Genomic DNA, 24578 nt, shown 5'->3' on the forward strand with positions numbered 1-24578 from the left:
CCGCGCAACTACAGTGCGGGCCGGGGCTTGGGAAAACATTGGACGAGTGCTGTACATACCCCTCAATGAGATGGGTATAAGGGGGGTGGCCGTCATAGGGCTACGGCAAAGTAACAAAGGGCCGTGGCCAGAAAATCGGTCCAGCGGGCGCGCTAGATGTAACAGCTAGAACAGCGGGGCGAGTCCGTTCCACCCGGCGCTGATGCGCACGCGGGAGGCTAACAGACCTGTGCCAAGCCCGGGGTAGAGCCACAGGACGCCGGCGGCATCGCGCGCCAGCAGGTCCGGGTTGCGGTCGCCGTTGAAATCGCCGGGACTTACGACGGCGGTCATGACGTTCCAGCCGGCGCCCACCCGGACGCGGGGGAGCCAGCCGCCGGTGCCGCTGCCGCGGTACAGCCACAGGACGCCGCTGGCGCGCTCGCGTGCCAGGACGTCGACGGTGCCGTCGCCGTTCATGTCGCCTGGGCCTGCCAAAGCATTGATGGCGTTCCAGCCGGCGCCCACTTTGACCCGGGGCAGGAACCCGCCCGTGCCGTTGCCGCGGTACAGCCAGAGGAAGCCGGTGGCAGACTCTCGGGCAAGGATGTCCACGCGCTGGTCACCGTTGAAATCACCGGGGCCGATGATCGCGCTAAAGATGTTCCAGCCCGCGCCGATCCTAATCCGCGGAAGGAACCCCCCGGTGCCGTTGCCGCGGTACAGCCAGAGGATGCCGGTGGCGTCCTCCCGGGCGAGGACGTCCAGCGGGCCATCGCCGTTGAAGTCGCCGGGCGTCTCAAGGGCGCTGTAGCCCCGCCAGCCATTACCGATCCGCACGCCGGGGAGCGGACTGCCGCGGCCGTTCCCCCGGTACAGCCGCAGTTCGGCCGTCGCGCTCACGCGGGCCAGGATGTCGGTGTTCCAGTCCCCGTTGAAGTCGCCCGTCGACCGGGACAGGGTGGACGCCGGAACAGGCAGGGGAGTGAAGGCGTAGGGGTCGCAGGTCAGGTCGTAGTCCCGGACGTCGTCGTACCACTGCGAGAGGTACACGCGGCCGCCGGAGAAGCTGGCGGTGCGGCAGAGGTTCTGGGCTTCGCCGGGGAAATCCAGCCGGCCGGCGGTGGCCCACACCGGAACGCCGGAGAGCCGCCAGGAACCGGTGATGCTGGCCCAGCCCGAAGCGAACGAGTACACGCCGTAGGAGTAGCCGGAATCGCGCAGGCCGCGCATTAGGCCCTCGACGATGTAACGGTTTTCGCGCTGCTGCGGCGCAGTCGCGGTGGGCCACGGCTGGGCCGGTCGGGGCTCGACGTCGATCCACACCACGCGCGGCGCAAACCGGACCCGCGCCAGGCTTGCCACCGCGAACCGTGCTTCCGCGTAGCCGACATTGGAGAGCTGCCCCGCCCGGGTGGCTGCTGACCACGGTCCCTGGGACCGGTAGGTGGTGAGCTGGGCGGCCTTGGGAAAGGCGGCCATGGTGTACGCCTGGGCCGGCTTGCGGTTGCTGGATGCCCAGGCGACCTGGCTGGCCAGGCACGGGTTCTCCGTGAAGGGCAGTCCCTTCGTCAGGCCGATCACCACGAACTGGGACGACGCCGGCGGGAGCGGCAGGCCGAAGCCGCCCACCGCCGTCGGGCATTGGGGCCAGGAAATGTCGTGGCCGTTGAGCGATACGGCGCGCGCGGGCGTGGCACCGGGCAAGTAACCAAGGAATAAGGCGAGCAGGAGCAGGAGGTCCGTCAGCATGTGCCGTGCGGAAGATCCGCCCCCAGAATGATGAACTTTGCCGTCCATCGCCAGCGCTCCTTTGCTCCCATCAGTTTACGTCGGGCCGCGTCTATTCGTCCTCGGGGCGGTGGGTCACGCACAATTACCCCATGGCAAAAACCAATGCCCGGCTGCCCCGGCTTGAGGATGTGGCGGAGCGCGCGGGAGTCTCGCACCAGACTGTGTCCCGGGTGATCAACAACCATCCCAACGTCAGCAAGGCCACGCGTGAGCGCGTCGAGGCCGCCGTTGCCGAGCTGGGCTACCGGCGCAATACTGCGGCGCGGAGCCTGGTGACCCGGAGGTCGCAGACCATCGGCGTACTTGGCAGCGAGTTGTCCCAGTACGGTCCCGCCAACACGCTGCTCGGGGTCGAACAGGCCGCGCGCGACGCCGGCTACTTCGTGAGCATCGCGGCCCTGAGGTCGGTGAGCCGGGAGGCGATTTTCGATGCCATCCGGCACTTCCTGGACCAGTCCGTGGACGGCATTGTAGTGATCGTGCCGCATTCCGAGACGCTCCTCGCCCTGGCGGAACTGAATCCCGGCGTGCCGGTGGTGGCCGTGGGGTCGCTGGGCAGTGAGGGGGTCAGTGGCGCCATGGTGGACCAGAAGCGGGGGGCCGAGCTCGCCGTCGGGCATTTGATTGAGCAGGGCCACCGCCGGATCGGCCACATTGCCGGTCCGCAGGACTGGATTGATGCGGTGGCGCGTGCCGAGGGCTGGAGTGCTGCACTTCGCGCGGCCGGGCTGGATGACAGCCTGGTGGTCGAGGGGGACTGGAGCGCGGGCAGCGGCTATGAGATCGGCCGGAAGCTGGCTGCCGAACGGACTGCCACCGCGCTGTTCGTGGGCAACGACCAGATGTCCCTGGGCCTGCTCCGTGCCTTCAACGAGGCCGGCGTCAGGGTCCCCGAGGATGTCTCGGTGGTGGGCTTCGACGACCAGCCGGAGTCGGGCTATTTCACGCCGCCGCTCACCACCGTGCGCCAGGACTTCGAGGAGCTGGGCAGGCGCTGCATGGACCTGATGCTGAGCGCCATTGAGAACGGGGACACCGTCAGCACCACGGTGGTGGAGCCCGAGCTGGTAGTCCGCCGGAGCACGTCCGCCCCGGCCTGACGGCATAGATCCCCAAACCGGTGATCCGCAGCACTTGACGGAGTAAGTTGTTAGCGCTCACAATGGTGTCAGCCCGATAAGCAGCGGGCCATCATTTGGAGGATTCATGGACGTCACAGCAGACGGCAGCGAAAACTATGTCATCGGGGTGGACTACGGCACCCTGTCCGGCCGGGCCGTGGTTGTGCGGGTCCGGGACGGCAAGGAACTCGGCAGCGGCGTGTTCGACTACCCGCACGCGGTAGTCACCGAAACGCTTCCGGCGGACGTGGCGGACACGGCCGAAGGAACAGCCGCCCGCCTGCCCGGGGAATGGGCGCTGCAGGTGCCCAACGACTACCGCGACGTGCTCCGGCACGCCGTTCCGGCCGCAATCGCTGACGCCGGAATCGACCCGGCCGCCGTCGTCGGGATCGCCACGGACTTCACGGCCTGCACCATGGTGCCCGTCAAGGCTGACGGAACCCCGCTGAACGAGGTGCCGGGCTTCGCGAACCGCCCGCACGCGTATGTGAAGCTGTGGCGCCACCACGCCGCGCAGGGCCAGGCGGACCGTATCAACGCGCTCGCCGCCGAGCTGGGCGAATCCTGGCTGCCGCGGTACGGCGGACTGATCTCGTCCGAGTGGGAATTCGCCAAGGGGCTGCAGCTGCTGGAGGAGGACCCCGAGGCCTACGCCGAAATGGACCACTGGGTGGAGGCCGCCGACTGGATTGTGTGGCAGCTCTGCGGAAACTACGTCCGCAACGCCTGCACCGCCGGGTACAAGGGCATCTACCAGGACGGGCACTACCCGTCCGATGACTTCCTCGCCGCCCTGAACCCGCAGTTCAAGGACTTCGTCAGCGCCAAGCTGGACCACACCATCGGACGCCTGGGCGACGCCGCCGGCTACCTGACCGCCGAGGCCGCCGCCTGGACCGGGCTCCCGGAGGGCATCGCCGTCGCTGTGGGCAACGTGGACGCACACGTCACCGCCCCGGCAGCGAAGGCAGTGGAGCCGGGCCAGCTCGTGGCCATCATGGGCACCTCCACCTGCCACGTCATGAACGGCGCCGAACTCCATGAGGTGCCGGGAATGTGCGGCGTGGTGGACGGCGGCATTGTCGACGGGCTCTGGGGGTACGAGGCCGGACAATCCGGCGTTGGCGACATCTTCGGCTGGTTCACCAAGTACGGCGTTCCGCCGGAATACCACCAGGCCGCGGCCGCAGCTGGACAGGGCATCCATGAATACCTGACGGACCTGGCCTCCGGGCAGGCGATCGGCCAGCACGGCCTGATCGCGCTCGACTGGCACTCCGGCAACCGCTCCGTGCTGGTGGACCACGAGCTCTCCGGCGTGGTCGTCGGCCAGACCCTGGCCACCCGGCCGGAGGACATTTACCGGGCGCTGCTCGAGGCCACCGCCTTCGGCACCCGCACCATCGTGGAGGCCTTCCGCGATTCCGGCGTCCCGGTGAAGGAATTCATCGTGGCCGGCGGCCTGCTGAAAAACCGACTCCTCATGCAGATCTACTCGGACGTGACCGGACTCCAGCTCTCCACCATCGGCTCCACGCAGGGCCCGGCCCTGGGTTCGGCCATCCACGCGGCCGTCGCCGCCGGAAAGTATGCCGATGTCCGGGCCGCCTCCGAGACGATGGGCGCCGCCCCCGGCGCCGTCTACACCCCCATCCCGGAAAACGTTGCAGCGTACGACGAACTGTTCCGCGAGTACCGGACCCTCCACGATTACTTCGGCAGGGGAACCAACGACGTCATGCACCGGCTCAAGGCCATCCAGCGCAACGCCGTTCAGCCGGCCAACGCCCGGTCAACCAACGTCCAGTCCCTGCTTACCGAGGAGGTTTCGGCATGAGCGCCCTGCTGGACACCATTGCCCGTGTCCGCCGCGAGGTCTGCGAATTGCACGCCGAGCTGACCCGGTACGACCTGGTGGTCTGGACCGCCGGCAACGTCTCCGGCCGGATCCCCGGCTACGACCTCATGGTCATCAAGCCCTCGGGCGTCTCGTACGACGCCCTGACCCCCGAAGCCATGGTGGTCACCGATCTCTACGGCACCCCGGTCAGCAGCCTGAGCGCCGACGCCGACGGCGTACCCGCCCAGTGGGAGAACCCGGACCTCACACCGTCGTCGGACACCGCCGCGCACGCCTACGTGTACCGGAACATGCCCGACGTCGGCGGCGTGGTCCACACGCACTCCACCTATGCCACGGCCTGGGCCGCGCGGGGCGAGGAGATCCCGTGTGTGCTGACCATGATGGGCGATGAGTTCGGTGGCCCCATCCCGGTGGGCCCGTTCGCGCTCATCGGCGACGATTCGATCGGCCGCGGCATCGTGGACACCCTGCGGGGATCCAACTCGCCGGCGGTGCTGATGCAGAACCACGGCCCGTTCACCATCGGCAAGGACGCGCGCTCCGCAGTCAAGGCCGCCGTGATGTGCGAGGAGGTGGCCCGCACGGTCCACATCTCGCGCCAGCTCGGCGAGCCGCTGCCCATCGACCAGGGGCAGATCGAGTCGCTCTACGACCGCTACCAGAACGTATACGGACGCTAGTCCGGCCCCCCGCACCACACCCGAAGACTTCAAAAGGAGACACCAATGTCCACCGCCAACAACACCTCCCTCGAGCACTACGAGGTTTGGTTCCTGACCGGCAGCCAGCACCTCTACGGCGAGGACGTGCTGAAGCAGGTGGCCGCCCAGTCGCAGGAGATCGCTGCCGCGCTGAACGAATCCTCCGAGGTGCCGGTCAAGCTTGTCTGGAAGCCCGTGCTGACGGATTCGGACGCCATCCGCCGGACCGCGCTGGAGGCCAACTCCGACGATTCGGTGATCGGCGTGACGGCGTGGATGCACACGTTCTCCCCGGCGAAGATGTGGATCCAGGGCCTGGACCTGCTCCGCAAGCCCCTCCTGCACCTGCACACCCAGGCCAACGTGGAACTGCCTTGGGCGGACATCGACTTCGACTTCATGAACCTGAACCAGGCCGCGCACGGCGACCGCGAGTTCGGCTACATCCAGTCCCGGCTGGGTGTGCCGCGCAAGACCGTCGTGGGCCACGTGTCCAACCCCGACGTGGCCCGTCAGGTGGGCGTCTGGCAGCGCGCCTCCGCCGGTTGGGCGGCCGTCCGGAACCTGAAGCTGACCCGCTTCGGGGACAACATGCGCAACGTCGCCGTCACCGAAGGTGACAAGACCGAGGCGGAGCTGCGCTTCGGCGTCTCGGTCAACACCTGGTCGGTCAACGAACTCGCCGACGCCGTCCACGGCTCGGCGGAGTCCGACGTCGACACCCTGGTCGCCGAGTACGAACGGCTTTACGACGTGGCGCCGGAGCTTCGCTCCGGCGGTGCCCGCCATGAGTCACTGCGCTACAGTGCCCGCATCGAGCTCGGGCTGCGCAGCTTCCTCGAAGCCAACGGCTCTGCAGCCTTCACCACCTCCTTCGAGGATCTCGGCGAGCTGCGGCAGCTGCCGGGAATGGCCGTCCAGCGGCTCATGGCGGACGGCTACGGCTTCGGTGCCGAGGGCGACTGGAAGACGGCCATCCTGATCCGCGCGGCCAAGGTCATGGGCGCCGGACTGCCCGGCGGCGCTTCGCTCATGGAGGACTACACCTATCACCTGGTGCCCGGCCAGGAGAGGATCCTCGGCGCCCACATGCTGGAGGTCTGCCCTTCGCTAACCGCCACCAAGCCGCGCGTCGAAATCCACCCGCTGGGCATCGGCGGCAAGGAGGACCCGGTCCGCATGGTCTTCGACACCGACGCCGGCCCCGGCGTCGTGGTCGCACTGTCCGACATGCGCGACCGCTTCCGCCTCGTGGCGAACGCCGTCGACGTCGTCGACCTCGACGAGCCGCTGCCCAACCTGCCGGTCGCACGCGCCCTCTGGGAACCGAAGCCCGACTTCGCCACCTCCGCGGCCGCCTGGCTCACCGCCGGGGCCGCGCACCACACGGTTCTTTCCACCCAGGTGGGCGTGGACGTGTTCGAGGACTTCGCCGAAATCGCCCAGACCGAGCTGCTCACCATCGACGAAGGCACCACCCTCAAGCAGTTCAAGAAGGAACTGGCCTGGAACGCCGCTTACTACAGGCTGGCCGGCAGGCTGTGACCGACAGCAGGGCTGGGACCGAATTCAACATCCGGGCGGGGGAGTACACCGCCGTCATCACGGCACAGGCAGGTGCCCTGCGAGAGCTGCGCCACCGGGGACGGGACCTCATCGTTCCGTTCCCGGCGGGCGGGCCCATCCCCGACTACCGCGGCATTGTCGCAGCGCCCTGGCCCAACCGGATCGCCGACGGCCGGTACACGTTCGACGGCAGCGAGTACGAGGTGCCGGTCAACGAACCGGAGCGCGGCTGTGCCCTGCACGGCCTGGTGTTCCCCCTGGACTGGGAATTGGAGTCGCAGGACGAGTCCTCAGTGACGCTTTCCTGCATCGCCGGTCCGACGCCGGGCTACCCGCATACGGTGCGGCTCGGGGTCGAATACCGGCTGTCGGGGGACGGCCTTCACAGCCGGGTCACGGCGCTGAACGTTGGCGGTACCGTGGCGCCCTACGGGGTCTGCCCTCACCCGTACCTGGTTGCCGGTCCGTCGCCCCTCGATGAGTGGACCCTCGAAGTCCCCGCCGGGGAGTTCCTCGAGGTCACCCCGGACAGGCTGCTGCCCAAGGAAAGGCGCACCGTGGAGGGCCACGGGTTTGATTTCCGCGCGCCGCGCGCCATCGGCGCCACTGAGATCGATCACGCCTTCACGGACATTGCGTTCGACGGCGGGGGGCGGGCGCGAGTGCTGGTCCGGGATCCGGGCGGAACCGGCGTCGGAATGTCCTGGGACCGCACCTGCCAGTGGCTCCAGATCCATACCGCCGACAAGCGGCCGCCGGCCCCCAACCGGCTGGGCCTCGCCGTGGAACCCATGACCTGCCCGCCCGATGCCTTCAACAGCGGCGTGGACCTGATCCGGCTCGAACCGGGCGCCACGCACGAGGCATCCTGGAGCATCTTCGCCACGTGACCAGTTCAACGCAGTGACAGCAAACACCGCGCCACGTCCTCCCGTCATGGAGGACGTGGCGCGCCTCGCAGGCGTGTCCCACCAGACCGTCTCGCGTGTGCTGAACACGCATCCCAACGTCAGCGCCCGGACCCGCAGACGTGTGGAACGCGCCATCGCCGAGCTGGGATACCGCCGCAACACCGCGGCACGCAGCCTCGTCACCAGGCGTTCCCAGACGATTGGAGTCCTGGGCGCCGGCACGGCACACTACGGCCCAGCCAACACGCTGCTGGGCGTCCAGCACGCAGCCCGGAACGAGGGCTATGCCGTCAGCATGGCCAGCCTCAGCGAAGTGACGGCTGCCGGCATCCACGACGCCCTCGAACACTTCCTGCTGCAGTCGGTGGACGGGATCGTGGTGATCGTCCCGCACGAGACGATGCTGAAATCGCTGCACGCCATCGCACTGTCCGTCCCGCTGGTTGCCGTGGGTTTCGGGGCGGATGAACACCTGACGGTCGCCGCCGTGAACCAGCGCGTTGGTGCGGGCCTCGCCGTGCAGCACCTGGTGAACCTCGGCCACACGTCAATCGCCCACGTTTCGGGTCCGCAGGACTGGATTGACGCCGCTGCCCGGACCGAGGGCTGGCGCCGCGCCCTTGAGCAGGCCGGGCTGCCGGAGGGCGTGCTGATCCCCGGCGACTGGAGTGCCGAAAGCGGCTACCGCGCGGGAATGGAACTGGCGGCTGCCGGCAACGTCACTGCCGTGTTCGCGGCGAACGACCAGATGGCCCTCGGGGCACTGCGCGCCTTCCACGAGGCCGGGCTGCGCGTGCCGGAGGACATCAGCGTGGTGGGCTTCGACGACCAGCCGGAGGCCGGCTACTTCGTCCCGCCGCTGACCACGGTGAACCAGGGCTTCAAGGAGCTCGGTGCGCGCTGCATCCGGATGCTCCTGTCCGACATGGCCCACGGCCCTTCCGGAGCGGCCTCGGTCCTCAACCCCAAACTCGTGGTGCGGGGGTCCACGGCTGCTCCTACATAAGTGCGGTCGGCAGGCGAACTCAGGCTTCGTCGCAGAGCAGGTGGTGCCAGCTGTCGGCGAGCACTTCGAGGGCGTGCTCGCGGTTGGGTTCCACCTTGCGCCGCGCGCCAGTCCCGCCGGATGCTGCCCTTCACCGCACGCTAGCTTCCTTAACCAGCAGAGCCCCTCCCTCGGTTTTTGACCGGGGGAGGGGCTCTGCTGTGAGCTCTCTTGGTAAGTACCGGGTCAGCGAATCACTTCGCGCGTCATGCCGAACGGGACCTGGTCAGAAAGCGCGGCCGTGTAGTTTCCTGGCCGATGGCGCGTGACCAGGATGCCGTGCGTACCCGTGAGCATCGCCAGTTCCTGGAGGTCCTTCACGGCAGCTTCGAGGTGCTCCTCCAGGGCGTGCCGGCTCGTAACGCAGATGTCGATGGAATCAAGGAGTGCGGTCATGGCATGTCCTTTCTGCTGGCTGTGGCCGGTGGGCTATGCGTTGCCTGATTCGCGGCTGCCGGCCGCCACCGGCGCGGCAGGTTCCGCTGTTTCTTTGGTAGATGCCGGCGGCTGGGTTTGCGCCGGTGCCGTGGTTTGTTCGGTGGCCGGCGGTGTGGTCCTGAGCTTGAAGCGCTTGGCGATTGAGGATCCGCCGCTGGCACGGTTCTTATTGAAGATGTCGAAGCCGACGGCGATCAGGAGCACCAGGCCCTTGATCAGCTGCTGGTAGTCGGTGCCGAGGCCGAGGATGGACATGCCGTTGTTGAGGACGCCCATGATGAGGCCGCCGATCATGGCTCCGGCCACCGTTCCGATGCCGCCCTGGACCGCTGCTCCGCCGATGAAGGCGGCGGCGATGGAGTCCAGTTCGAAGCCGGTGCCGCCAGCGGGCTGTGCCGAGTTCAGGCGTGCCGTGAAGATCAGGCCGGCGAGTGCGGCGAGGACACCCATGTTCACGAAGAGCCGGAACGTCACAGCCTTGGTCTTGATGCCGGAGAGCTCGGCGGCGTGCAGGTTCCCGCCGATGGCGTAGGTGTGCCGGCCGAAGATGCTGTTGTTCATCAGCGCGGAGTACGCGATGACCAGCACAGCGAGGACGATCAGCACGATCGGGGTGCCGCGGTAGCTGGCGAGCAGGAACGTGATGACCAGCATCAGCAGGGCGATGAACGCGGTCTTCGTGGCGAACCAGGCCATGGGCTCGTTTTCCAGGTTGAACTTGGTGCGGATGCGACGTTCCTTGATGGCTTGGAAGAGCAGGGCCGCGGTGCCGCCAACGCCGAGGATCACGGTGAGCCACTCGAGCACGGAGGTACCGCCAGAGATGTCCGGCAGGAACCCGCCGCCGAGGGCACGGAGCTCGTCCGGGAACGGGGTGATCTGCTGGTTTTTGAGGGTGATCAGGGTCAGACCGCGGAAGATGAGCATGCCGGCCAGGGTAACGATGAAGGCGGGGATGCCGACGTAGGCGATCCAGTACCCCTGCCACGCGCCTACCAAAGCGCCGACGAGGAGGCAGGCCGGGATCGCTGCCCACCAGGCCCAGCCCCAGTGGACAATCATGACGCCGGCGACGGCGCCAATGAAGCCGGCGATGGAACCGACGGAGAGGTCGATGTGGCCGGCGATGATGACCATGACCATGCCGATGGCCAGAATGAGGATGTAGCTGTTCTGGACGACGAGGTTGGTGACGTTCTGCGGCTCCAGCAGGATCCCGTCGGTGAGGACCTGGAACAGCAGGACGATCAGGATCAGGGCGACGAAGATGCCGACCTGGCGGAGGCGGCTTGCCAGGAAGCCGAGGGATTCTCGTAGGGCGGACATGGCTCGTTATTCCTTCTCTTGGGTCATGTAGTGCATAAGGGTTTCCTGGGAGGCCTCGGCGATCGGGACTTCACCCGTGACGTGGCCGGCGGAAAGGGTGTAGATCCGGTCGCAGATTCCCAGGAGCTCGGGGAGCTCGGAGGAGATCACAATGACGGCCTTACCCTGGGCGGCGAGCTCGGCGATGATCGTGTAGATCTCGAACTTGGCGCCAACGTCGATGCCCCGGGTGGGCTCGTCCAGGATCAGCACGTCGGGGTCTGAGAACATCCATTTGCTGAGGACCACCTTTTGCTGGTTGCCGCCGGAGAGCTTACCGGTGATGGCGGCGACCGACGGGGCCTTGATGTTCATGCTCTTCCGGTAGCTGTTCGCCACCGTGGTTTCCTTGTTCTTGTCCACCCAGCCGCGCTTGGCGAGCTTGGGCAGGGCAGCCATGGAGATGTTCCGCTTGATGTCCTCGATCAGGTTCAGCCCGTAGTGCTTGCGGTCCTCGGTGGCGTAGGCGATGCCGTGGCGGATGGCCTCGGGGACGGTGGATGTGTTGATTTCCTTGCCGTACTTGAACACCTTCCCGGAGACGGCGCGTCCGTACGTGCGGCCGAAGACACTCATGGCCAGTTCGGTGCGGCCGGCACCCATCAGGCCGGCGAGCCCCACCACTTCGCCCTTGCGGACGTTAAGGCTGGCGTTGTGCACCACGGTGCGGCTGTGGTCCTGCGGGTGCTGGACCGTCCAGTCCTCGATGCGCAGGACTTCTTCGCCGATCTGCGGTTCCCGCTCCGGGTAGAGGCTGTCCAGGTCCCGCCCCACCATGCCGCGGATGATGCGTTCCTGGGTTATCTGGCCCTCGTCCACGCGCAGGGTCTCGATGGACTTGCCGTCGCGGATGATGGTGACGGCGTCCGCGACCTTGCGGATTTCGTTGAGTTTGTGGCTGATGATGATGCTGGTGACGCCCTGGCCTTTCAGGTGCAGGATCAGGTCCAGCAGGTGGTCCGAGTCCTCGTCGTTCAGGGCCGCGGTGGGCTCGTCCAGGATCAGCAGCTTCACTTCCTTGGAGAGCGCCTTGGCGATTTCGACGAGCTGCTGCTTGCCCACGCTGATGTGCTGGATGGGGGTGATCGGGTTTTCATCCAGGCCAACCCGGGCCAGCAGCTTGGCCGCTTCCAGGTTGGTCTTGCGCCAGTCGACCCAGCCGCGGGAAGCCATTTCGTTGCCCAGGAAGATGTTTTCCGCGATGGACAGGTACGGGCTCAGGGCCAGCTCCTGGTGGATGATCACGATGCCGCGCTTCTCGCTGTCGCTGATGGATGCGAAGTCGCACGGTTCGTTCTCGAAGAGGATGTCCCCCTCGAAGGTGTTGTGGGCGTACACGCCGGAGAGCACCTTCATCAGGGTGGACTTGCCTGCCCCGTTTTCGCCGCAGATCGCGTGGACCTCGCCGCGGTTCACATCCAGGGTGACATCCTGGAGGGCCTTGACGCCGGGGAAGGTCTTGGTGATCCCGCGCATCTGAAGAATGGGTACGTTCATTGGTTAATTCCCGCTGATCTGTTCGATGAGCTGATCTGTTCGAGGGACGGGGGTGCCTGCCGCTGCAGGCACCCCCGCAATACTGCTACTTGATGTCGGCGTCGGTGTAGTAACCGGAGTCGATAAGTTCCTGCTTGTAATTGTCCTTGGTGACGATTACGGACTTCAGCAGGAAGGCCGGGACCACCTTGACCTTGTTGTTGTAGGTCTTGGTGTCATTGGTCTCGGGCTGCTGGCCCTTCAGGACCGCGTCCACCATTTTCACGGCCTGCTCGCCGAGCTTGCGGGTGTCCTTGAAGATCGTGGAGTACTGCTCGCCGGCAACGATGGACTTCACCGAGCCCTTTTCCGCGTCCTGGCCGGTCACGACCGGCAGGGCGCCCTTGGAGTAGCCGCCGGTGCTGGTCAGTGCCGAGATGATGCCGATGGAGAGGCCGTCATAGGGCGACAGCACGCCGTCGAGCTTCTTGCCTGAACCGTAAGCGGCGGTGAGGATGTCTTCCATCCTCTTCTGGGCGGTTGCCGCCTGCCAGCGTAGGATGGCGGCCTGCTCAAACTTCGTCTGGCCGCTGGGCACCTTGAGGGTGCCGGCATCCAGGTACGGCTTCAGGGTGTCCATGGCGCCGGTCCAGAAGAAGTTGGCGTTGTTGTCGTCCGGGCTGCCCGCGAAGAGTTCCACGTTGAACGGGCCCTTGCCCTCGACCTTCTTGCCGGAGGCATCCACCAGGCCCAGCCCGGTCAGCAGCGACGTGGCCTGCTGGACGCCCACCTCATAGTTGTCAAAGGTGGTGTAGTAGTCCACGTTCGGGGTGCCATTGATCAGCCGGTCGTAGGCGATGACCTTGACGTTCTGTTCCTTGGCCTTGGCCAGGACATCCGTCAGCGTGGTGCCGTCGATGGCGGCGATGATCAGGGACTTGGCCCCCTTGGTCAGCATGTTCTCGATCTGCGAGACCTGGGTGGGGATGTCGTCGTTGGCGTACTGCAGGTCCGTCTTGTAGCCGAGCTTGGCCAGGGATTCGGAGACGTTCTTGCCGTCCGCGATCCAGCGTTCCGACGTCTGCGTCGGCATGGAGATCCCCACCAGGGCACCGGCAGCGTCGGCGCTGCTGGAGCTGGTGGCGGTGCCGGGACGGCTGCCGCAGCCGGTGGCCCCCACCGTAACAGCCAGGACGACGGCGACGGCGCCCAGGAGTTTCTTGATTCTCACGTTATTCTCCTTCCGTGGCCTGGTCGGGCCACGAATCGGTGCTTGAGCGCAAAGCGTAAGTACTTTCCGCCAGTGCCGGCCACTTATGTCCGGCGTACCGAGGCCGTTCCGCAGGACCGGCACCGGAGGCTGTCATCACCGGAGCGGAGGCCCCGGCTGCCCCAACATGTCTGTTAGCGCTAACAATCATGGATAATATTATCCCTGCCCCGGCTGTGAAGCAAGACACAGATTGATGACAATGGCGGCGGTGCCTGGCGAAGCTTCACCGTGCGCCGCCGGGGGCTGCGGCCGATGTCCGTTCCGGAACAGAGTACGTAGACTGGTCTACCTACTCACTGCTTTTCTGCAGGAGGTTTCAACGGTGGCTTCACCTGAAAGCCGATCGACAAAGCGCCCCGCCCGTGCGTCGCTCCTTGAGGCTGCGGCGCGCCTTTTCTATGCCGACGGCGTGACGGCCACGGGCATCGACTCCATCACCGCGGCGGCAGGCGTGGCCAAGAAGAGCCTCTACAACAACTTCGCTTCCAAGGCGGACCTGGTGGCGGCCTACCTTGCCGCCCGGCATGAGGAATGGCTCGCCATGTACCGGGAGCGGGTCGCGGCGGCGGTTACTCCGCAGGGCCGTGTCCTGGCGGTGTTCGACGCCTACATCGACCACGCGAACTTCGCCTATGAGCGCGGTTTCAGGGGGTGCGGCCTACTCAACGCGGCCGCGGAACTGCCGGCGGGCGCTCCCGGAAGGCAGGCCGTAAGGCAGCATAAGGAGGAAGTTGAGGACCTCCTGCTCAAGCATGTGGCGGAACTGCAGCCGGGGCAGGGCGAGGCGGCGGGCAGGATGGCCCGGCATCTGGCGTTCGTGCTCGAGGGCTCCATGGCGAGGGCCGGCCTTGAAGGCGGAGACCGTTGCCTGCACGAGGCCCGGATGATCGCTGCCCAGATGCTGGAGGAGCTATGAAAGCGGCGCCTGGCCGATTGAACGGGCCCCTCCTGGGTGCGATTTTTGTTGTGGGCGCGTCGGCGCTTTGGGGCACTACCGGAACCGTCGCCACATTCGCGCCGTCGGTGAGTCCGCTGGCTATCGGTGCCGTGGCAATGGGCGTGGGCGGATTGCTGCAAGCCCTGTACGCGGTGCAGCCGATTGCTGGCCACTGGGGTAGCCTCCGCGGCCGGTGGCTGCTTGTCTCCCTGGGTGCTGTAGCGGTCGCCGTGTACCCTCTTGCCTTCTACAGCTCCATGCACCTTTCCGGCGTTGCGCTCGGAACGGTGGTCTCGATCGGCTCGGCCCCTCTGGCGTCGGCTGTCATCGAGCGGCTGGCGGAGCGGAAAGTGCTGACCCGCCGCTGGATGCTCGGCGCGCTGATCGGGGTGGCGGGCGCCGGACTCCTGAGTTTCGCCGGTGACAGTGCGGAACGCCCGGGCGCCCTTGCCGAACCCTGGGCCGTGCCGGGGGGAATCGTTCTGGGGCTCGTGGCAGGTGTCACCTACGCGCTGTACTCGTGGGCTGCCCACCGCCTGATCAGCGGGGGAGTGTCATCCCGGGCCGCCATGGGTGCAGTATTCGGGCTCGGCGGAGTGCTCCTGATGCCGGTGCTCGCCGCGACCGGCCGGCCGCTCCTTGAGTCCTGGGGCAATTTCACGGTGGGCGCCTACATGGCGCTTGTCCCGATGTTCGCAGGCTACGTCTTGTTCGGTTGGGGATTGGCGCGCGTCCGCGCAAGCACAGCTACGGGTCTTTCCCTCATGGAAACCGTTGTCGCCGCCGTGTTGGCAGTTGTGGTGGTGGGGGAGCGGCTGCCCGTGCTGGGCTGGGTCGGTGTCGTCATGGTGCTGGCGAGCCTGTTCGTCCTGACTCCCGGCCAGCCCGCCCTGCCGCAGCCCGGGGCCTTTCTGCGTGATATCCATGATTCCGATGGCAGCGGTGCCAAGGCTTTCGAAAGCCTCAAAGAACAGCAGGGCCGGCGGAGAAACCGCCGGCCCTGCCCAAATGCACAACCACCACATCACCAGTGATTCGCAGTCACCCACGCGCCCAGCGCGCGGGGGTCTCGGGATCCATGAAGGACTAGGAACGCAGGAAGAATGTGGCAGCCGGCCGCTCGTCCTTGCCCACCTTTGCCAGCGCCAGGGCACCCTGCCGGAGGACAAGGTAGGAGCCCGGGACGTCCACCGACTCGAAGGAGGCGCCGGCAGCATCCGACAGGCCGCCCCGCTTCAGGAAGGCCGACGACGACCCCTCCGTAGTCGCTATGCTCACCGCTGATCCCTGTACCCGGAGGTAGCGGCCCTTGGCCAGGACCGGCTCGATGACCACCGAGTTCTTCTTGGCGTAGCCCGGCGCGATGCGGAACTGGGATGCCGCCAGTGCGGGGGAGGGGGCAGCGGTGACGGTGGCGCCGTCGTGCGCCAGGAACGTGCCAGGGCCCGAGGCGGGTTCCAGGCGCACCGGCAGTTCGCCGTCGCCCACCGGTACGCCGAAATTCGGTGTGCCGTCCGCGTTCCAGTACAGCCGCTGCACCCGGGCGTGCCGGTTGGGATCGTACAGCGGGTCGCCGACGATAGTGCGGTAGGACCGGGCGTGGTACACCAGCACGTCGTTGCCGGCCTCGTCCACGGTGAAGGAGTTGTGTCCCGGTCCGTACTGCTTGGAGCCCTCGGTGGTCACAAAGACGGGAACGGGTGTCTTGTTCCATGATGCAGCGTTGAGCAGGTCGGCAGTGGCGTCAGCCGTCAGCAGGCCCACGCAGTAGTTGGCGTCCGTGGCGCTGGCGGAGAAGGTCACGAAGATGCGGCCGTTCCGCTTGATCACCGCTGGGCCTTCGTTCACCTTGTAGCCCCGGGTCTCCCAGTCCAGCGTGGGAACGGCAATGCGGACCGGGGTGCTGGAGAGCGTTGACGGTGACGACATGGACGCGATGTACAGGCTGGAGTTCACACCAGTGTCGCTCTGAGCCCACAGCAGGTAGCGCGTGCCCCCGTGCTCGAACGTGGTGGCATCCAGGGAGAAGGTGTCAGCATGCGTGTACACGCGGACCGGCGGTCCCCACACGGCGGTGGCCGGATCGGCGTCGTCAGTGGAAATCACGTAGATCCGCACCCGGAAGACATCGCTGCTGTCGCCGGCGGCGAAGTAGATGTGCCATTGGCCGTCGAAGTGGTGCAGTTCGGGAGCCCAGATGTGGCCGCCCATCGTTCCGGAGGCGGGCCGTGTCCAGACCACCGCTTCCGCAGCGCTGCCGAGCCCCGCGATAGTGGGGGAGGAACGGACGATGATGCGGTTGTACTCGGGCACGGAACCGGTGAAGTAGTACTTGCCGTCCGTGTGCTTCATGAGCCACGGGTCCGCCCGCTGCGGAACCACCGGGTTGATCAGTGGAGTCGAATCGGCGGCTGCGGAAGCGGCGGGTGCCGCCACCAGGGCCCCGCCTCCCGCACCCGCGACGGCGAAGGCTGCGGCTGCTGCGGTTCCGGTGCCAAGGAAGGACCGGCGGGAGAACTGGCGGTTGACGGAATCATTCATGCTGAAAAGTCCTTTCGACGTGCGGGAATTGACGTGCGGGATAGGTAAAGAGTCAGCCGGCTTTCCGGGCGAAGAGCCGCTGCAGCAGGATGAAGACGAGGAGCAGGCCGCCGATGACGATCTTGGTCCACCAGGAGCTGAGGGTGCCGTCGTAGGCGATGAAGGTCTGGACAATCCCCAGCACCAGTACGCCGACGACGGAGCCCAGGACATAGCCGGTGCCGCCGGTCAGCAGGGTGCCGCCGATGACCACCGCCGCGATGGCGTCGAGCTCCATGCCCTGCGCCGCCAGGCTGTAGCCGGAGAGGCTATAGAAGGAGAACAGGATGCCGGCGACGGCCGAGCAGAGGCCGCTGAGTGCGTAGACAAGGATCTTGGTGCTCTTCACCGGCAGGCCCATCAGCATGGCGGAGTGTTCGCTGCCGCCGATGGCGTAGACGGTCCGGCCGAAGCGGGTGTGGTGCAGGACGAAGAAGGCTATGGCCACGATTCCAAGGGCCAGGAGGACGCCCGGCGAGACGAAGAGGTCGCCCGGGAGCGGGATCTGGGCCTGCGCCATGCCGGTAAAGAACCCCTCGGTGACCGGGATCGAGTCAAGGCTGATGACGTAGCAGAGGCCGCGGGCCAGGAACATGCCGGCCAGGGTCACGATGAACGGCTGGATGTCGAAGTACTGGATGATCAGACCCATCAGGAGTCCCAGGCCGCCGCCGATCAGGAGCACGAGGACGATGACGGCGCCTGCGTTCCAGCCCTGCTGCAGCAGCGTGGCGCTCACCATCATGGACAGTGCGACGACGGCCCCGACGGAGAGGTCGATGCCCCCGGTGAGGATCACGAAGGTCATGCCGACGGCGAGCACGATGAGGAAGGTGTTGTCGATGAAGAGGTTGAGGAAGACCTGGCCGGAGAGGAAACTCGGGTACATCCCCGCCCCCACGGCGAACATGGCGATGAACAGCCCCACCGTGGCCAGCGTCGGCGCGTAGCGGGCACCGCCGCGCAGGCGGCTGCGCGCCGGCGACGGCTTCTTGACGGTCAGGGGCGTAAGCGTGGACAGCGGGGACATTAGATGGCGACCTTTTCCTTTGCGGCGGGCTTGGGTGCTGCCTTGAGGCTGCTGAGCAGGGTCCGTGCCTTGGGCGCCTGCAGGAGGCAAACGGTGATGACCACCAGCGCCTTGAACACAAGGGTCACCTCCGGCGGGATCCCGAGGGTGTAGACCGTGGTGGTCAGTGTCTGGATGATGAAGGCCCCGACGACGGTTCCCACCAGGGTGTACCGCCCGCCGGCCAGTGAGGTGCCGCCGATAACCACCGCCAGTATGGCGTCCATTTCGATGTAGAGCCCGGCATTGTTGGCGTCGGCCGCCGTGACGTTGGAGCTGATCATCAGGCCGGCAACCGCGGCGCAGACGGCGCTGAAGACGTAGACGATCCAGATGATGTTCCGCGACCGGAGCCCGGCGAGGCGGCTGGCGACCGGGTTGATGCCCACCGCCTCGATCAGGGTCCCCAGCGCGGTGCGGCGGGTGAGCACGGCGGCCAGGACGAACACGGCGGCGGTAATGAGGATGGAGATCGGCAAGGTGAACAGGTATCCCGCGCCGATGGATTTGTAGTGGTCATTGGACACCGAGATGATCTGGCCGCCGGTGATGAGCTGGGCGATGCCGCGGCCGGCCGTCATGAGAACCAGCGTGGCGATAATCGGCTGCACGCCGATGGTGGACACCAGGAAACCGTTCCAGACACCCAGGGCAAGGGCGGCGACGACGGCGATAACGACTGCCGTCGCGGCCGTCACCGGGGATCCGGGGTCAGGGGAGGCGGCGATGTAAGCACACGAGGCGGCCCCTGCGATCGCCACCACAGCGCCGACCGACAGGTCAATGCCGCGGGTGGCGATGACGAGGGTCATGCCGAGCGCAATGAGGATCGTGGGGGCGCCGTTGCGCATGATGTCGACGAGGCTGCCGTAGAGGTGGCCGTCCTGCATCCGCAGGCCCAGGAAGTCGGGCCGGAAAATCTGGTTGAGCAGCAGCAGCGCTGCCAGGGCGATCACCGGCCACGCGAGGCGGTGTTTCAGAAGGGATTTCACTGGGCGCCTCCGGCGATGACCGTCATGACGTCTTCCACGGAGACGCCGTCGTTATTAATTTCGGCGACCATCGCCCTGTCCTTGATGACGGCGACGCGGTCGCTCACGCGCAGGACTTCCTCGAGCTCGGAGGAAATGAAGAGGATGGACATGCCGTCGGCCGCGAGCTGGCTGACGAGTTTCTGGATCTGGGTCTTGGCTCCGATGTCGATGCCGCGGGTGGGCTCGTCGAGGATCAGCAGTTCGGGATGCGTGACCAGCCAGCGGGCGAGGAGCACCTTTTGCTGGTTGCCGCCGCTGAGGTTCCGGATGAGTGCGTCAGGGTTGGCCGGGCGGATGTCGAGGGTCTTGATGTATTCGGCCACCAGCTCGTCCTGGACCTTGCGGGGAATCCGGCGGGCCCAGCCCTTGCTGGCCTGCATGGCCAGCACCAGGTTGTCGCGGACGGTGAGGTCGCCGATGAGGCCTTCCTCCTTGCGGTCCTCCGAGCAGAATCCGATGCGCTTGTCGATGGCGGTGCGCGGGGAGCGGATTTTCTGCCCCGCACCCTTGATTTTGATGGAGCCTTCGTCGGCCTTGTCGGCGCCGAAGAAGAGCCGGGCAATTTCAGTCCGGCCGGCCCCGAGCAGGCCCGCCAGGCCCACGACCTCGCCCGGATGGATGGCCAGGTCCACGTTGGAAACCGACCCCTTCCGGCCGAGGCCGCGGGCTTCGATGAAGGGGGTGTCGCCGGTGCCGGCGGCGGCGCGGGTACGGGCGGGGGCCTGGTCCAGTTCGGCGAGGGCCTCCATGTCCTTGCCGATCATCTTGGAGATGAGGCTCATCCGGGAGAGGTCCCGGGTCAGGTACTCGCCCACGAGCTTGCCGTTGCGCAGGACCGTCATGCGGTCGGAAATCGCGTAGACCTGTTCCAGGAAGTGGGAGACGAAAAGGATGGCGACGCCCCGGTCGCGGAGGTCCCTGATGACCCGGAAGAGCTGGCTGACTTCATCGGCGTCCAGGCTCGACGTCGGTTCATCCAGGATCAGGACCTTGGCGTTGATCTCCACGGAGCGGGCGATGGCGATCAGCTGCTGGACCGCGATGGAATGCGTGGACAGCAGCGAGCCGGGATCGATGTGGTCCAGCTGCAGTTCTGCCAGCACCTCCCTCGTCCGCGTCCGCACGCCCTTCCAGTCGATGGAGCCGCGGCGGCGCGGCTCGCGGCCCAGCAGGACGTTTTCCTCAACGGTGAGGTTGGGGCAGAGGTTGACTTCCTGGTAGACCGTGCTGATGCCGGCCGCCTGGGACTCCCCGGGGGACGAGAACCGCTTCGGTTCGCCGAGCACCGTGATGGTGCCGGAGTCGATGGTGTACACGCCGGTCAGGGCCTTGATCAGCGTTGACTTTCCGGCACCGTTCTCACCCATCAGGGCGTGGACCTCACCCTGGAAAAGGCGGAAGTCGACGCCGTCGAGCGCCTTAACCCCTGGGAATCCAATAGCTATGCCGGTCATCTCGACGACCGGAACGATTTCGTTCATCCTCGTGTCTTTCCTGTGATTGGTGTGCCGTGCGGCGGCGGTCATCCGCCGCCGCACGGACGTTCAGGGGCGCCGCGCCTCAGTACGGGCGGCTGGCGAGAACCTGCTTGGCCTGCTCCTGCGTGAAGGTCGTCTCCTCGGTGACGACGCGTTCGGGCACGCTCTCGCCGGCAATGACCTTCTTCGCGAGATCCATGAGCTGGTCACCGAGCATGGGGCTGCACTCGACGATGTAGTTGATCTTGCCGTTGCTCAGCGCGGTCATGCCGTCCTTTACGGCGTCGATGGTGATGATCTTGATGTCCTTGCCGGGAACCTTGCCGGCGGCTTCGATCGCCTCGATGGCGCCGAGGCCCTCGTCGTCATTGTGGGCGAACACGACGTCGATGTCGGCGTTGTTCTTGAGGAAGGCCTCCATGACCTGCTTGCCGCCGCTGCGGGTGAAGTCGCCGCTCTGCGAAGCGACAATCTTCAGCTTCGGGTCAGCCTTGATGGCTTCCGCGAAGCCTTCCTTCCGGTCATTCGCGGGTGCGGATCCGGTGGTGCCCTGGATTTCGACGATGTTGACGGTGTCCGTTGCTGACTTGGAATCCTTGACCAGCCAGTCGCCGGCTTTCTTGCCTTCCTCAACGAAGTCAGAGCCGAGGAAGGTCTTGTAGAGCGTCTTGTCCGAGGAGTCCACCGCGCGGTCCGTCAGGATGACCGGAATCTTGGCGTTCTTGGCTTCCTTCAGCACAGTGTCCCAGCCGGACTCCACCACAGGGGAGAACGCGATGACATCGACCTTCTGCTGGATGTAGGAGCGGATGGCCTTGATCTGGTTCTCCTGCTTCTGCTGGGCGTCGGAGAACTTCAGGTCGACGCCGGCCTTCTTGGCGGAGTCCTGGACCGACTTGGTGTTGGCGGTGCGCCAGCCGCTTTCGGCGCCCACCTGGGCGAAGCCCATGGTGATTTTGTCTCCGCCGGAGCTGCCGCCAGCGCTGCCGGCGCCAGCGGTTCCACCGCAGGCAGTGAGGGTAAGCATTGATGCGGCGGCCACCGCAAGCAGGGATTTCTTAAACACAACATCCTCCCGGAAGCGTTAGTTACATGCAGGCGGGAGACTTCATACACCGCCGTTGCTGCAAGTGAGCTGATGCGCTCTGCGAATCATTGTGAACGCTAACAATTGGCCCGTCAAGTAGCCTCGGTCACAATTTCGTGGGAGCCGTGCAAGGTCTGTCGATTTTTGAGAATGCCCTTTACAAGAGCGAGAAGATGTCGAATACTCGACTCCGGTCGGCACTTTGTTAGCGTTCACATCAGGCTGTTTTCCAAGCAGCTGTTGTTCTGCGACGCAGCCTGTTCAAACCGGTCGCCGGCGAACCGTTCAATGGAGAAAGGCCATCCCTTCCATGCCATCAAAACCCTCAAGTTCCGCCAAACGGACCTGCACCCTGGTGCTCACCGGGTCCCTGGCAGCCGCGCTGCTGACGCTGGCCCCTGCCCTCGGCGCCAATGCCGAGTCCAGCGAGAACCGGACCATCAGCATCAACGCCGCCGGGTCAGGGCCTTCGATCGACCCCACCATGTACGGAGCCTTCTACGAGGACATCAACCAGGGCGCCGACGGCGGCATCTACGCGGAGCTCGTCCAGAACAGGTCGTTTGAGTTCAACTCCGCCGACAACCGCACCTACACCCCGATGACCGGCTGGGAAACCCTGAAGCGGGGCAGCGACGGAACGGTCGCCGTCGTCAATGACAGCAACCGGCTGAACGAAAACAACCGGAACTACCTGCAGATCGACGCCACCGCGGCCGGCGCGGGAAGCGGCGCCGGAGTGGGCGTGCGCAACAGCGGCTGGAACGCCGGGCAGAAACTCGAAGCGAAGAAAAAGTACAACTACTCTGTGTGGGCGCGCACCTCCAACCCGTCCGGTTCCACCCTCGCCGTGACGCTGGAGACGCCCGAAGGCACCCGCCTGGACATCGCCACCATCAAGGTCAAGGGTGACCGCTGGACCAAATACGAGGTGACCCTCTCGCCCAAGTCCTCCACCGGCGCCGGCCGGCTCACCACCCTTGTCCAGGGCACCGGCACGGTCCGCCTCGACATGGTGTCGCTGTTCCCCCAGGACACCTGGAACGGCAGGGAAAACGGCCTCCGCAAGGACCTCGCCGAGAAGATCAATGACCTGCACCCCGGATTCCTGCGCTTCCCCGGCGGCTGCATCGTCAACACCGGAAGCTACGACACCTACTCGGCGCCCAACTACACGCGTGCCCGCACCTACCAGTGGAAAGACACCATCGGCCCGGTGGAGCAGCGCCCCGCGAACCGCAACTTCTGGGGCTACAACCAGACGTACGGCCTGGGTTACATGGAGTACTTCCAGTGGGCCGAGGACATGGGGGCCGTTCCGGTGCCGGTGGTACCGGTCGGCGTGACCGGCTGCGGCGACACCAACCGAGCCCCGGACCAGGCGACACTCGACCGGTACATCCAGGACACGCTGGACCTGATCGAGTTCGCGAACGGCGACGCCAGCACCGAGTGGGGCGCCAAGCGCATCGCCTACGGCCATCCGGCACCGTACAACCTCGACCGCATCTCACTGGGCAACGAGGAGTACAAGCCGGAGTTCAAGCAGTACTTCACCCAGTTCTACAACGCCGTCCGCAAGGCCCACCCCGAGATCAAGATCATCGGCAACACCGGCCCGTTCAGCCAGGGCCCGGAATTCGACGACCTCGCCAATTTCAACGCCCAAACAGGCGTGGACCTGGTGGACGAGCACTACTACAACACGCCGTCGTGGTTCCTGAACAACAACCACCGCTACGACTCCTACGACCGGAACAGCTACAAGGTGTTCCTCGGCGAATACGCGTCGCAGGGAAACAAGCCGGAGAACGCCCTGGCGGAAGCCTCCTACATGACCGGCCTGGAGCGGAACGCCGACGTGGTCAAGATGGCGTCCTACGCGCCGCTGATAGCCAACGAGGCCAACACACAGTGGAGCCCGGACATGATGTTCTTCAACGGCACCTCCGTGCGGACCACCCCCAATTACGAGGTCCAGAAGCTGTTCATGAACAACGTCGGAAACCAGGTGGTGCCCAGCACGCAGGACAACCCGGCTTCCACCGTGGTACCGATCTCCGGCAAGATCGGCCTGTCCACGTGGGCGACGTCAGCCCGCTACGACGACGTCAAAGTCACCGGGGCGGACGGCGCCACACTGTTCAGCGACGACTTCTCCGGAACGGCGGCTGCCTGGACCGGCAACGGCACCGGATCCTGGTCCATCAAGGACGGCGGCTACGTCCAGTCGAGCACCACGGCGCAGAACACCATGGTGACCGCCGGCAGCGCCGACTGGAGCAACTACACGCTGAGCACCAAGGCCACCAAGCTGGCCGGCTCGGAAGGCTTCCTCGTCTCCTTCGGGGTCAAGGACACCGGCAACTACTTCTGGTGGAACCTGGGCGGTTGGAACAACTCGAAGTCCGTCGTCGAGAAGGCCGTCAACGGCGGCAAGACGAACGTCATCGAAAAGAACACCGTGATCCAGACCGGGCATGAATACGACATCCGGATCGAGGTCTCCGGGCGCACGGCCAAGCTCTACCTGGACAACGTCCTGTGGGGCACGGTGGATGATACGCAGGCTGATCCCGTCTACTCCGTTGTCACGAAGGACGCGAAGTCCGGCGACACCATCGTGAAGGTGGTCAACACCTCAGCGGACAAGGCGCCGGTGGACATCAAGGTGGCGGGCGCGGCCAACATCAGCAGCTCTGCCGCCGTCACCACCCTCACCCAGACCGCCGACGGGCAGAACCTGGCCCCGGCCGCGAGCACCTTCGGCGGCGCGGGAACCGAATTCACGTATGAGTTCGAGCCGAAGTCGGTGACCTTCATCCGGCTGGCGGACACCGGCGCACGCAAGTAGGCA

General features: G+C 66.0%; 19 protein-coding genes. 9 read left to right on the forward strand and 10 right to left on the reverse strand.

What is annotated here, in order from left to right:
• Positions 1-165 precede the first annotated feature (165 nt).
• Complete coding sequence (locus QFZ23_RS02415; protein ID WP_306920350.1) at positions 166-1779, reverse strand: FG-GAP-like repeat-containing protein; 1614 nt, start codon at positions 1777-1779, stop codon at positions 166-168.
• 83 nt (positions 1780-1862) lie between these two features.
• Between QFZ23_RS02415 and QFZ23_RS02420 the strand changes: the two genes are divergently transcribed.
• From QFZ23_RS02420 to QFZ23_RS02445, 6 genes are all read left to right on the forward strand, one after another.
• The gene (locus QFZ23_RS02420; protein ID WP_306920351.1) at positions 1863-2873 is read left to right on the forward strand and encodes a LacI family DNA-binding transcriptional regulator; all 1011 of its coding nucleotides are present in this window, start codon (positions 1863-1865) and stop codon (positions 2871-2873) included.
• Positions 2874-2979: 106 nt separating this feature from the next.
• Entirely contained in the window at positions 2980-4734 is a 1755-nt protein-coding gene (araB, locus tag QFZ23_RS02425) for a ribulokinase (protein WP_306920352.1), read from the forward strand.
• The gene (locus QFZ23_RS02430) at positions 4731-5441 is read left to right on the forward strand and encodes an L-ribulose-5-phosphate 4-epimerase (protein ID WP_306920353.1); all 711 of its coding nucleotides are present in this window, start codon (positions 4731-4733) and stop codon (positions 5439-5441) included. The genes araB and QFZ23_RS02430 overlap by 4 nt, the downstream gene beginning before the upstream one ends.
• Before the next feature lie 45 nt (positions 5442-5486).
• Positions 5487-7007: an L-arabinose isomerase gene (araA, locus tag QFZ23_RS02435; protein WP_306920354.1), complete on the forward strand. Its 1521-nt coding sequence runs from the start codon at positions 5487-5489 to the stop codon at positions 7005-7007.
• On the forward strand, positions 7004-7918 hold the full coding sequence (locus QFZ23_RS02440) for an aldose 1-epimerase family protein (RefSeq protein ID WP_306920355.1): 915 nt from the start codon (positions 7004-7006) through the stop codon (positions 7916-7918). Before araA ends, QFZ23_RS02440 begins: the two co-directional genes overlap by 4 nt.
• A gap of 13 nt (positions 7919-7931) precedes the next feature.
• Positions 7932-8945, forward strand: coding sequence for a LacI family DNA-binding transcriptional regulator (locus QFZ23_RS02445; RefSeq protein ID WP_306920356.1), 1014 nt, complete (start codon positions 7932-7934; stop codon positions 8943-8945).
• A 225-nt stretch (positions 8946-9170) separates the two neighbouring features.
• Here the strand turns inward: QFZ23_RS02445 and QFZ23_RS02450 are convergent, their stop codons facing one another.
• From QFZ23_RS02450 to chvE, 4 genes are all read right to left on the reverse strand, one after another.
• The gene (locus QFZ23_RS02450) at positions 9171-9380 is read right to left on the reverse strand and encodes a hypothetical protein (protein WP_306920357.1); all 210 of its coding nucleotides are present in this window, start codon (positions 9378-9380) and stop codon (positions 9171-9173) included.
• A gap of 33 nt (positions 9381-9413) precedes the next feature.
• Positions 9414-10748, reverse strand: a complete 1335-nt coding sequence (gene mmsB, locus QFZ23_RS02455) for a multiple monosaccharide ABC transporter permease (protein WP_306920358.1) — start codon at positions 10746-10748, stop codon at positions 9414-9416.
• Between the two features lie 6 nt (positions 10749-10754).
• Complete coding sequence (gene mmsA / locus QFZ23_RS02460; protein WP_306920359.1) at positions 10755-12284, reverse strand: multiple monosaccharide ABC transporter ATP-binding protein; 1530 nt, start codon at positions 12282-12284, stop codon at positions 10755-10757.
• An 85-nt stretch (positions 12285-12369) separates the two neighbouring features.
• Positions 12370-13494 carry a multiple monosaccharide ABC transporter substrate-binding protein gene (chvE, locus tag QFZ23_RS02465; RefSeq protein WP_306920360.1) on the reverse strand — a complete coding sequence of 375 codons (1125 nt, stop codon included), beginning with the start codon at positions 13492-13494 and terminating at the stop codon, positions 12370-12372.
• A 364-nt stretch (positions 13495-13858) separates the two neighbouring features.
• On the opposite strand from chvE, the gene QFZ23_RS02470 reads away from it, so the two are divergent.
• A complete protein-coding gene (locus QFZ23_RS02470) occupies positions 13859-14452 on the forward strand; it encodes a TetR/AcrR family transcriptional regulator (RefSeq protein ID WP_306920361.1) in 594 nt (197 codons plus the stop codon).
• Entirely contained in the window at positions 14449-15507 is a 1059-nt protein-coding gene (locus QFZ23_RS02475; RefSeq protein WP_306920362.1) for a DMT family transporter, read from the forward strand. Before QFZ23_RS02470 ends, QFZ23_RS02475 begins: the two co-directional genes overlap by 4 nt.
• Before the next feature lie 52 nt (positions 15508-15559).
• Here the strand turns inward: QFZ23_RS02475 and QFZ23_RS02480 are convergent, their stop codons facing one another.
• From QFZ23_RS02480 to QFZ23_RS02500, 5 genes are all read right to left on the reverse strand, one after another.
• Positions 15560-17014, reverse strand: coding sequence for a family 43 glycosylhydrolase (locus QFZ23_RS02480; RefSeq protein ID WP_306920363.1), 1455 nt, complete (start codon positions 17012-17014; stop codon positions 15560-15562).
• Positions 17015-17066: 52 nt separating this feature from the next.
• The gene (gene yjfF / locus QFZ23_RS02485; protein ID WP_306920364.1) at positions 17067-18083 is read right to left on the reverse strand and encodes a galactofuranose ABC transporter, permease protein YjfF; all 1017 of its coding nucleotides are present in this window, start codon (positions 18081-18083) and stop codon (positions 17067-17069) included.
• Positions 18083-19114: an ABC transporter permease gene (locus QFZ23_RS02490; RefSeq protein WP_306920365.1), complete on the reverse strand. Its 1032-nt coding sequence runs from the start codon at positions 19112-19114 to the stop codon at positions 18083-18085. Before QFZ23_RS02490 ends, yjfF begins: the two co-directional genes overlap by 1 nt.
• Positions 19111-20637 (reverse strand): sugar ABC transporter ATP-binding protein, encoded by a 1527-nt coding sequence (locus QFZ23_RS02495; RefSeq protein ID WP_306920366.1) that lies wholly within the window; start codon positions 20635-20637, stop codon positions 19111-19113. The genes QFZ23_RS02490 and QFZ23_RS02495 overlap by 4 nt, the downstream gene beginning before the upstream one ends.
• 79 nt (positions 20638-20716) lie before the next feature.
• A complete protein-coding gene (locus tag QFZ23_RS02500; protein ID WP_306920367.1) occupies positions 20717-21700 on the reverse strand; it encodes an ABC transporter substrate-binding protein in 984 nt (327 codons plus the stop codon).
• A 331-nt stretch (positions 21701-22031) separates the two neighbouring features.
• On the opposite strand from QFZ23_RS02500, the gene QFZ23_RS02505 reads away from it, so the two are divergent.
• Positions 22032-24575 (forward strand): alpha-L-arabinofuranosidase C-terminal domain-containing protein, encoded by a 2544-nt coding sequence (locus QFZ23_RS02505; protein ID WP_306920368.1) that lies wholly within the window; start codon positions 22032-22034, stop codon positions 24573-24575.
• Positions 24576-24578: the final 3 nt, after the last annotated feature.

The sequence above is a fragment of the Arthrobacter globiformis genome (assembly GCF_030818015.1).
Taxonomy (GTDB): Bacteria; Actinomycetota; Actinomycetes; order Actinomycetales; family Micrococcaceae; genus Arthrobacter; species Arthrobacter globiformis_C.